Annotated in this window: 8 protein-coding genes; 1 reads left to right on the forward strand and 7 read right to left on the reverse strand. The window is 41.2% G+C overall.

The window, feature by feature from the left end:
* Positions 1 to 225 precede the first annotated feature (225 nt).
* The 6 genes from cas4 to F8S12_RS08170 are packed head-to-tail and all read right to left on the reverse strand — an operon-like array spanning position 226 to position 5,753.
* A complete protein-coding gene (gene cas4, locus F8S12_RS08145; RefSeq protein WP_196515808.1) occupies positions 226 to 744 on the reverse strand; it encodes a CRISPR-associated protein Cas4 in 519 nt (172 codons plus the stop codon).
* Between the two features lie 46 nt (positions 745 to 790).
* Positions 791 to 1,798 (reverse strand): CRISPR system precrRNA processing endoribonuclease RAMP protein Cas6, encoded by a 1,008-nt coding sequence (cas6, locus tag F8S12_RS08150; RefSeq protein ID WP_196515809.1) that lies wholly within the window; start codon positions 1,796 to 1,798, stop codon positions 791 to 793.
* On the reverse strand, positions 1,776 to 2,546 hold the full coding sequence (locus F8S12_RS08155) for a hypothetical protein (RefSeq protein ID WP_196515810.1): 771 nt from the start codon (positions 2,544 to 2,546) through the stop codon (positions 1,776 to 1,778). Before F8S12_RS08155 ends, cas6 begins: the two co-directional genes overlap by 23 nt.
* Positions 2,527 to 3,489, reverse strand: coding sequence for a DevR family CRISPR-associated autoregulator (locus F8S12_RS08160; protein ID WP_196515811.1), 963 nt, complete (start codon positions 3,487 to 3,489; stop codon positions 2,527 to 2,529). The genes F8S12_RS08155 and F8S12_RS08160 overlap by 20 nt, the downstream gene beginning before the upstream one ends.
* Positions 3,482 to 5,401 carry a hypothetical protein gene (locus F8S12_RS08165; RefSeq protein WP_196515812.1) on the reverse strand — a complete coding sequence of 640 codons (1,920 nt, stop codon included), beginning with the start codon at positions 5,399 to 5,401 and terminating at the stop codon, positions 3,482 to 3,484. Before F8S12_RS08165 ends, F8S12_RS08160 begins: the two co-directional genes overlap by 8 nt.
* A 58-nt stretch (positions 5,402 to 5,459) precedes the next feature.
* The gene (locus F8S12_RS08170; protein WP_196515813.1) at positions 5,460 to 5,753 is read right to left on the reverse strand and encodes a hypothetical protein; all 294 of its coding nucleotides are present in this window, start codon (positions 5,751 to 5,753) and stop codon (positions 5,460 to 5,462) included.
* Positions 5,754 to 6,137: 384 nt separating this feature from the next.
* On the opposite strand from F8S12_RS08170, the gene F8S12_RS08175 reads away from it, so the two are divergent.
* On the forward strand, positions 6,138 to 7,079 hold the full coding sequence (locus tag F8S12_RS08175; protein WP_196515814.1) for an Rpn family recombination-promoting nuclease/putative transposase: 942 nt from the start codon (positions 6,138 to 6,140) through the stop codon (positions 7,077 to 7,079).
* Between the two features lie 18 nt (positions 7,080 to 7,097).
* Here F8S12_RS08175 and cas3 read toward each other — a convergent pair whose 3' ends face one another.
* Positions 7,098 to 9,143, reverse strand: coding sequence for a CRISPR-associated helicase Cas3' (cas3, locus tag F8S12_RS08180; RefSeq protein ID WP_196515815.1), 2,046 nt, complete (start codon positions 9,141 to 9,143; stop codon positions 7,098 to 7,100).
* Positions 9,144 to 9,608 lie beyond the last annotated feature (465 nt).

Genomic DNA, 9,608 nt, shown 5'->3' on the forward strand with positions numbered 1-9,608 from the left:
TTATTTTAATTAAGTTCTATATTCTAAAAACAGAACTACTTTCCTGGATTTACCCTTCGTTTTTAAGCAAATCCCTCAAATATGTCAGTATTTATACTTAATAATTGTAGTCAATTATTTTTTAGTGATGCCTGCGGTGGTCACTGAGCTTGCCCTTTGCGGAGCGTCTTGTAGAGAAGTGCGCGCTGCGCCTACGCCTTTCCCTAAAAAACTAATTATTTTGTGCTACGTATTGAATTTCAAAATGGCGATTAATACCCTATTTATTTCAAAATGAGAATTGCTGAGAACAATTGCTTGCTCAGTCATTTGTCTTAGTTGAGGTGTAAATGCTACTGTTTGTCTTCTGCGGTTAGTGTGATAAAAAATCTCACCATAAGCAAGGCAGCTTCCGGTACGTTCTTCTATACACAAAGCTGCTGCACAAAGTTGAAAATGGTCGTTAAGGTGCTGTGCCATCTTCCCTTTTTTATATTCCACAGGGACAAGCTGACCTGAGCATTCTTCAACTGCATCAATGATACCTGCGACCTTCAAGCGATCGCTCCAGACCCATTGTTGTTGATGAATCAGCGTTTCCCCTTCCTGAATTGTCCCTTCTTCGTTGATATTACGGTGTATGTGGCGACCCAAGATAATATGCTCGTTATCTGACATTTCGCCCAACACATATTCAAGGTAAAATCTGCGTGGACAATATTCCCAGGCATTAAGATATGCCAAAGGTAAGTAATCTTCATTCATCTTTTCGTTTGAATGCGTATTTTTAGTTCAGCCCCGTAATCGGGATTCAACACTTCTGCACCTGGCCCATTCCCATCGCTGTTTTGCGCCCAACCCCTGCAAATGTTGCGAAATGAGCTAAGATTGTGGCTATTCTTGCTTGGTCAGAATCTAAAAATCGATACTTTACCCATCCTTGGGCACCAATTTCTGCTCCACCTTCCATTTTTAAGGCATGGGTTTTGAGGTCATAAGCAGAAACTAAACCATTCCACTCGACTTCGGGAAATTGCAGTTCTGGTGGAGCAAAGGTATTCCAACGGCGCAATAGGCTGTTAAAAACCAATTCTGGTAGGGGGAAAGGCTGCACTCCTCGATTTTGCTTGAAGCTAGTAGGTGAAAGAAAGCGCAACTCAATCACACTTTGGGTTGTTGTCTGTACTAGTTTTTCAAAACTACTAGCTTGCAGGATATCTATGGATTTTCCCAATTGGCAAGGTATGCCTGCCAGCATGATTGACTCTCCCAGATTGGTACTTAATCCCCAAAGTAAAGGTGCTAGCAGTTCTTTTTTCAACAAGGTAATTCTCAACTGCATCTTTTGTGGAGAAACATACTGCACTGCCACAGTTAAGGGTAAGGTATTTTGTTGATGCAAATTTTCAGCTAATGCAGTATCAGCATTAGCAAACCACCGAAAGCATTGAGCATGGATGGCTCGTCCCAATGTTGGTGGAGGTGCGGCAGATGCAACACTAATTTGAATCATATGCAAGGCATGGGAATCTACTTCAACCCCTGTTAGTTCATAGGGTTTTTGCCACCATTCCACCAAGGTATTCTGAGCAATCTGCTGACAAATAGATTGCATTAGATTTGGATATAAAACTGAATTTGGCAATACAGGCATAATTTTGGTAACACCTGCGTTAATCCGTAAAGGAATCCAAACTGGTAAAAGCTGAGTTTCTGACAGCCAAGAGTTCAGTGGGGTGGGGCTAATTGAAGTTTCTACTTGTTTGAGAACTACGCTAAGTCCAGCGAATGTGATTTCAGTATCTTTGGTAGATATCATAACGGGCGCTTGTAGCAACAAGTCGTAAAGGTAGAAATCCAGGCTTGATTACTCGGTCTTTGTCTAGTTGTGCTTTGTCAGTGGAAAAAGGATTGATTCGGTTAAACGTAGCCTTTTCACCCAAATCATCCATTGGCTGTGCTGTAAAGCCAGTAATGAGATTTGGTTGAAATAATGGTTCAGAAGTCTCTTGTTTGTATTCAGGAAGATATTGAAAAAAACAGCCCCGTTTACCAAAGTAGTTAATTTGAGCAAACAGCCGCTCTAGTTCTGCCAAGCGATCGCAACCACCACAACAAATTTGTAGATGTCCTTGTAAATGCACCCATTCCCGAAAGACAAACCCATCCTGCATAGGTAGTGTCGTCCGGCTTTTATCTGCTTTATCAGCAGTTTGATCGTAGTAGCGGAGTTTGTAGCCGTTGCGATTCACAACCAATTGCTCTGGTGGCCAAATATAAATTTGTAAGTCTCGAATCCAGGTAAATTCGCTTTTAATCCATTGATCAAAATCATTTTGATGCTGCCTTCCCTGACTTTCGAGCAAGACTTTCAGCAATGCCATCTTGATAGCATAAGGAGTTGGCACTAGATTAGACCGAGCTGCCATGCTAGTTGCATCAGAACGTTTGAGGGAGAATAGGCTAACGGGCTGATAGGTGACGGTTAACCATTGGTTTAAGTCTGCTTTAACCTGCTGATCCTCTTTTGGCACTGAGGATTTTGATTTATTCGATGGCTTCGGCATTGTTACTCTCCCAAGGTTGCGATCGCTCAATTAGAGTTTGAATTTGTTCGGCGAACTGGGCAATTGTCTCAAAATCAAAGCAGTGAATTGTACCTGCGCCATTAAGATTATTCAGGGTATCAGCCAAGCTATGAATTTGACGGCTGTAACTTTCTGACAACGGACTGAGCATTGGTGCAGGACAACGGCGAGTGCTAACAGTAATCACACCTTCAAAATGGTCAGGATGGGGTAAATGAGTGTTGCGCTTTGCACCATTGGGTTGCAAGTAGGTATACAGAACACTTTTGAGTAGCACATCGAGCCGCTTTTTGCGCTCAGTAGGATCAATGCTGTAGCTAAAATTGTGGGGATTGTAGCCAATGCGAAAGGCTTCAATGTTGAGGACAGTTGCATATAAACCGGAACTGACCTGTACATTGTAAGGAGTTGGGTTATCTGTTCCATATTTCGCATGGAAGTAGCTTTGGGTTTTGACTAAAGTTGGTAAACCCACTGCTGCCCCAAACTCAATTACAGATTCCCGTTTTAGAGTTTGTCCACCTTTAACTGTCACCATAAATCCCTCTAAGTCGCTGATTGTGCAACGCTGGAGTACTTGGTTCGTTTTGGCTGTTAAATCTGTATCTGATTGCGTAAAAATCGGAAGTCCTTTTTCCAAGTCATAACCAATACGGTCAGGATGAAATTGCTTTCCCCCTTCTGAAAGTGTTAGCCCTTCCTGAATCGCAATTCGGTGCAGATGTTCTGCCTGAATATGCTTGAGCATATCGCCAGATACTCCATTGACATACTCAGGTTCACTCATGCCTTTCTGGATAATGTAGTAGCGACGTGTTAGCGATTGATTGCCCTCATTACCTTCATTATTCAAAGCATGAAGTTGCCAGGACAGTAAACCGCTAATAGAAATTGAATAAACCGGAAATTTTGTCTTAGTCATTCGTGAATTCTCCTGGTTCAAAATCATTTATTTCTTCTGCACTATCGCCCACAAAATTCTCATCTGCTTCAGCAGTCAAATCTTTTTGATCTGACTCTTTAGCTTTGCCCCAACCCTTAGCATATCCGTAAGCAATTAACAGATTTGCGACTAAGCTAGAACCAAATTTATCAATTAGATGGATTAGCCTATCCAAATCATCTTTTGTAGTCCAAACTCGGCGGTATTTTCCTTTTTTCCTAAGTTCTTCATCAATTCGCAGATTTTCATTCTCATAGCTGGCAAGAAAAGTTGATAGTTCAATAATGAAATCTTTTTTAGAACCTGCTTGACTACTCAAACGCTGTGCTAGACCATACATTCTTTCCCAGCCATGTTCATCTTTCCCGGCATAAACTGTAGCGCTATTAATAGCTTTCGCAACTCGTAAAAAACCTGGATCTTCAGTAATTTCTGTTAAATACCATTCTTGATCGTCTTTACGATGATTGAAATTTTTCACCATGAGATTTAATCCATTGAGAGAAAATAAACGAGGAGGTTTTGCTTTGGAATCTGCCAAACGTTTCACAACGTAATCAGCGTAGCTAACCTGAAAGCGAAAAAACTGATGCAGATTAGTGCCAGTAATGAAGTCGCGGTAAGCTGCCAACAATTCACTATGCCCCTCTTCCGCAGACAGGCTACTGATAACAGATAGATGCTCATTCAAAACACTTTGATAATCTATTAATTCCTCAGAATTTTTAGGACGAATCCACCCAGGAAGCCCCAAGGTAAAAACTTCTTTGACACCATAAACCTGCCCTTTGGAGCCAAAGTGAGTGCCTACAAAGTTGCTGACAAAATGGTTAATCGGTTGCCATAGGTCAAAGTCATCTAGTTCTGCATCAACTTGAGATGGGTGACTATTGAGCAGTTGTTGACAAAACCGCAACACTAACTCTGCATCAAACCGAGCAATCCCATGTCCTCCAGAAGGTGGGTTATATTTGCGTAATTTATCTAACACCTCCCGATATTTGCTCAATTGAATATCTAATGGTTCCAACGCTACAACTCGCCAGTCATAAACACGTTCGGCAATCTTGACCCGTTCAGCAACCCCAAAGCTAAATACTCCTCCTGCAATCAGCCATAAACTTAACCAATCTGCTTTTTGGGAATCTACTTTGTTGCTATCCGCCTTGATGCGGTTAACTCCCTGAACTGATGTAGGCAGGTAAACCTTGACAGCACTGGCCTGTTGAGGTAACTGGCGACCAGTCGCTTGTTTGAATAACTCCGCAACCTGCTTAGTTTCTCCATTCAAGCTAGAGTAATTCTCCTGGCTAAAAGCTTGAAAGAGGGTAACAAGCAAAATGCCGTAGTAATCCTTATTCTGCCAACCCAATTGCCACAGTTCGTTATGATTGCGATCGTGGCGCATGGAAGTTAGGACTACACCATTTTGAGTACTAGGATGGGGTGGATCTGGTGCATCTTCATTAAATTGAACTTTGCCCCGTTGCTGAAATACATAATCTCGGTAGAGTTTTCGCGCATCGCTTTGTTCTACTGTGTCAAAGATAATTGTTTCCTGAGATATTTTGCTAATATCTGTCTTTTTACCTTTGACTGGTGGAAACGGGTTGGTGTAACTTAGTTTACCTATTGGTTCTAAATTGACAGCCTTCTTCAACTGGATGCAGTAACGTGTCCCTTCATCCACAAGCTGAATATCGATTTTTTGGTTAGTCGCTTTCAGAGAATATTCCACAAGCTGCACCAGACCTAGCATTAGAAAGGTGTCGGCATAAGTCCCGAATTTTTTGGTAACAAATAAGCGCTCTATCATCTGGCGTTTTACCCATGAGCGTTGTGTACTTCCAAAGATTCTATACCCCGTTGGAAGAGGGCTATTCCAAAACATAATTATGCCTCTCCAACGGAGATTGATAGCTAGAGTCAAACCTTTAAGGTTAAACAATTTAGTCAGAAACCTGCGTCCAACTCACTGGAGAGAAGATTACATCCCATCGCCAACATCTGCCTGATTTACCCTTATATGATGGGATTATCCGTAATACACCGTATGAATACCGGAATTGAAGTCTACCTTTTTCTGCCTGTTTACGAATGTCTTTAGTTGAGACTTGCTCATTTGTCAGCATCCGAATAAGTTCTTGGACTTTTTGTGTAAACAGACCATCAGCCAACAGAGACTCCAATTGGTTTAGATTTAGACTTGATTGTTCGTGCTTTGAGTTAGAATAATAAGGCATATTTTTGTTACCTACAAAAAAGTACAAAAAGTCAGAGTGGCTTAATGTGGAAGTTCAGCCGCTTTATGACTTGATGGTAATTAGTAGCGTCTCTGAAGTCGAAATCCAGAGGCGCTTTCAGTATAAATAGAATCTACCATAGTTTTAATTCCTTTTCAAACCATCCGAATATACTTTTTTTTGCACTTGCATCCTTAATGTTGTACTCTAGTTAGTTGCAGACAGATGATCCAACACTGCTTGGATGGTAATGAATCCTGGTAACGGGGCTGCTCCTGACAACGGGACTGAAACTATTCAGATGGTTTGAAGTCCTCCATTCAGTCCATCTGTCTGCTACCAAACAGAAGACATTATTTTTTGATATCTGACCGAAAATAACCTGTGAGTGAAGTACGAGCCGACTATGACGGTGCTTGGAAGGAAGGTGTAGAACAATACTTTGAGGCGTTTCTTGCATTCTTTTTTCCAGAGATTCAAGCAGAAATTGACTGGCCGCGAGGCTATGAGTTTCTTGACCAAGAACTTCAGCAGTTGATGAGAGAATCTGAAGTTGGTAAGCAATTTGTCGATAAGCTAATCAAAGTTTGGCTAAATGATGGGAAGGAAACCTGGTTGCTTGTACATTTGGAAATTCAAAGTCAAGTAGATACCAACTTTGCCAAGCGCATGTTTTCTTACCATTACAGAATTTTTGACCGTTATAACCAGGAAGTTGTTAGCTTGGCAATTCTGGGGGATAATCAAGCAAATTGGCGACCTCAAGAATATAGTTATGAGCGCTGGGGATGCCGCCTGAGTCTTCAATTCCCAGTTGTGAAACTCCTAGACTACGAAGCCCGTTGGTTAGAATTAGAGCAAAGTGATAGTCCCTTTGCTGTACTTGTGATGGCACACCTGCGGACACAGGCGACAACTCAAGACCTAGCTGGTCGATTGCGCTGGAAGTTGAGCTTGATTAAACGGATGTATGAGTTAGGCTATAGTAGAGACAAGATTTTTCAGCTATTCGATTTAATCGACCGACTGATGGCTTTGCCACCGGATTTAGACTTGGATTTTAAAGCTGAGTTGAAGCGTTTTGAGGCTGAACAAGAGATGAAATACGTATCAAGTATAGAACGCATAGGGATAGCAGAAGGTATTCAGCAGTCTATTGCTACAGTTTTAAAAACTCGATTTCAAGATATTCCTCCTCAATTGGTTGAACAATTGAATCAAATTTATGATCGTGAGCAGCTCAATTATTTACTTGAAAAGGCTATTACCACAGAGTCAATTGTTGAGTTTCAGCAACAATTAAGTCAAGATAATACTGAAATTTAATTAACAAATGACCTAACGCTAAACATTGTGGAGCTGTACTGAACGCTGGTCGCAAAGGCGCAAAGCTCTGACCACTAGCAAATAAAGTTGTAAATATTCAGTTTGGTCAGATGTAAACCTATTTAAATCAAAGTCTTTTTTTATTGGATAGACATCTTTACTCAAGTTTGCTTTTGGTAAGGATAATGGCTGTGGTAGAAACCTATGAATACTCCGCCAACTATCAGCGATCGCTTGCTTTGCCTCTAGGTGTAACTCTATACTTTTAATCTTAGCCGTTGCTGCTTGATCCCATCCCCCAGCCCAGGCAGAATGGTGACGACCCGCAGCCATGATTACTGTATGACAGATGTATTTAATTTGTTCTGTATCTGCGGAGAAATTATCTTGCAGTAGGGGTACTAACGATTGCTTGAGAATATCTTGGGCTAAGTAAGCACTTTCAACAGCATGGTTTGGACGCTTGTATTTCTTTTCGTAGGCTTTGAGGGCATCTCGTTGGTGTCTGTTTTCTGGGTTGTAGTCTGTGTGCGCTAGTAGATGTTTTCCGGGGTTTCTGCCAGAGAATGAAGAATGAGCGATCGCTTGCCATCCCCGCATCACTTCTTGCCATTTAACTTGCAGTTTCCCCAGGTCATGGGTGAAAATAGCGAAAAATACTAATGATTCAAATAAAGCTTCTGCTTCTTTCTCCTGCGTCTGCGGGAAAATTTTACCTCTGATAAATCGTCCACCAGCCGCTAACAGTTCATCACGAACACTAATATAAGTAATTTCTACGGACATTCCATTTTTTAATCGGTTTACTGTAAATGCTTCCCGCCAGCATTTCCACATCAATACTAGATGCCCTACATAATTGTCCATGTTATAGCGATACTCACTGGCGATCGCACGCTTTGCCTTATCAGGAGAAACAAAGTGGTTCCCGAAAACATCAATGCCAATTAACAAGCCAATATGTTCGTCATAATGAACATAGCGAGGATTAACTAAAATCCGTATACTGCCAATAACTGCCTCACGAGATTTAATTAGAGTACAAACAGGTTGACTATACGTTTCTGATTTTCCTTTCGGGTTTTCGATCTGCTTAAAAATCCAGTCTGCTCCAAATTCCATATTTTGAAACTCCCGCCACACTTTGCATAACATGGAAACAGGCAGGGAAAAACTTAGCAGTTTTTGGGGGTCAATTACTTCCTCTTCAATATCAATTAAGCCATCTTCTTCCCAGATAAATACACTGCGGCTATCAACTGACCGAATCAATTCTCTCCCGGCAGATTGATCCCCTCTGAAAAACGCATCTTCAAAGCGTTGTTCAAAATTCATCCGGTTGTTAAGTCGTCGCTGTTGCTGTAGTAAATCTTCTGTAGTGTGAACCTGATTTATCCATTGTTCTTCAGTACGAAATCCGACATTTTCATTTGTATGTACAGATTGGGTGTGTTCCTGTAACACAAGCCATGTGAGTTCACAGGTTTCTTGAGGATATGGCAGAAAGCTTTGCTTTTTAGGTGCTGATTCTTCTTGTAGGTCTAAATCTGCGATCGCTATTTTACAAGAAGCTGGATTAACTTCAACTGTATGATAAATATAGACTTCTCCTTGCTCACCACCAAACCGAGCGCAACGTCCAGCCCGTTGTAAAAGCGAGTTCATTGGACAAAGTTGAGTGTGCATGACTTGGCAGGTGATGTTGATTCCTGCTTCGATTACTTGGGTAGAAATCAAAACGTAGCAATTACCATCATCTTGCCAGTTTTGGGCAAATATAGTTTTGAGGTCAGTTTCTTTTTGGGCGCGGTGTTCTGGTAGGAATCTAGAATGTAACAATGTAACGTGCAATATTCCCTCGTAGTTCAGTTCCTCTAAATCCCGGAATAATCCCTGAGCCTGAGAAACTGTGTTGCAGATGACTATCACTCGTTTACGCCCATAAGCTCGAATATCGTCTAGGATTACCGAAGCGTTAAGAGGATGGGACACAGCTTGAAAGGTACGACGGCGATCGCCTTCTATCGCCTGTAAATCTGCATCTTCAACTTGAATAATTTCCATTGTTTACCAACGTCTGTATTTGGGTTGCAAGTTCATTAGTTAAAGTCGCCGTCATCAGCAAAAATGGTGAAATGCCTTTGACTTGTTGTAAAACTTTCAGAACAGTAGCGAAAGAACGGTCTGGATCGAGTAGATGTAATTCATCAAATACGAGATATGAGGCAAAAATCGCTCCTGAGCAGCAATTCTCATTTTGAAATAAATAGGGTATTAATCGCCATTTTGAAATTCAATACGTAGCACAAAATAATTAGTTTTTTAGGGAAAGGCGTAGGCGCAGCGCGCACTTCTCTACAAGACGCTCCGCAAAGGGCAAGCTCAGTGACCACCGCAGGCATCACTAAAAAATAATTGACTACAATTATTAAGTATAAATACTGACATATTTGAGGGATTTGCTTAAAAACGAAGGGTAAATCCAGGAAAGTAGTTCTGTTTTTAGAATATAGAACTTAATTAAAATAA

It is taken from the genome of Nostoc sp. WHI, assembly GCF_015714725.1.
Classification (GTDB): domain Bacteria; phylum Cyanobacteriota; class Cyanobacteriia; order Cyanobacteriales; family Nostocaceae; genus Nostoc.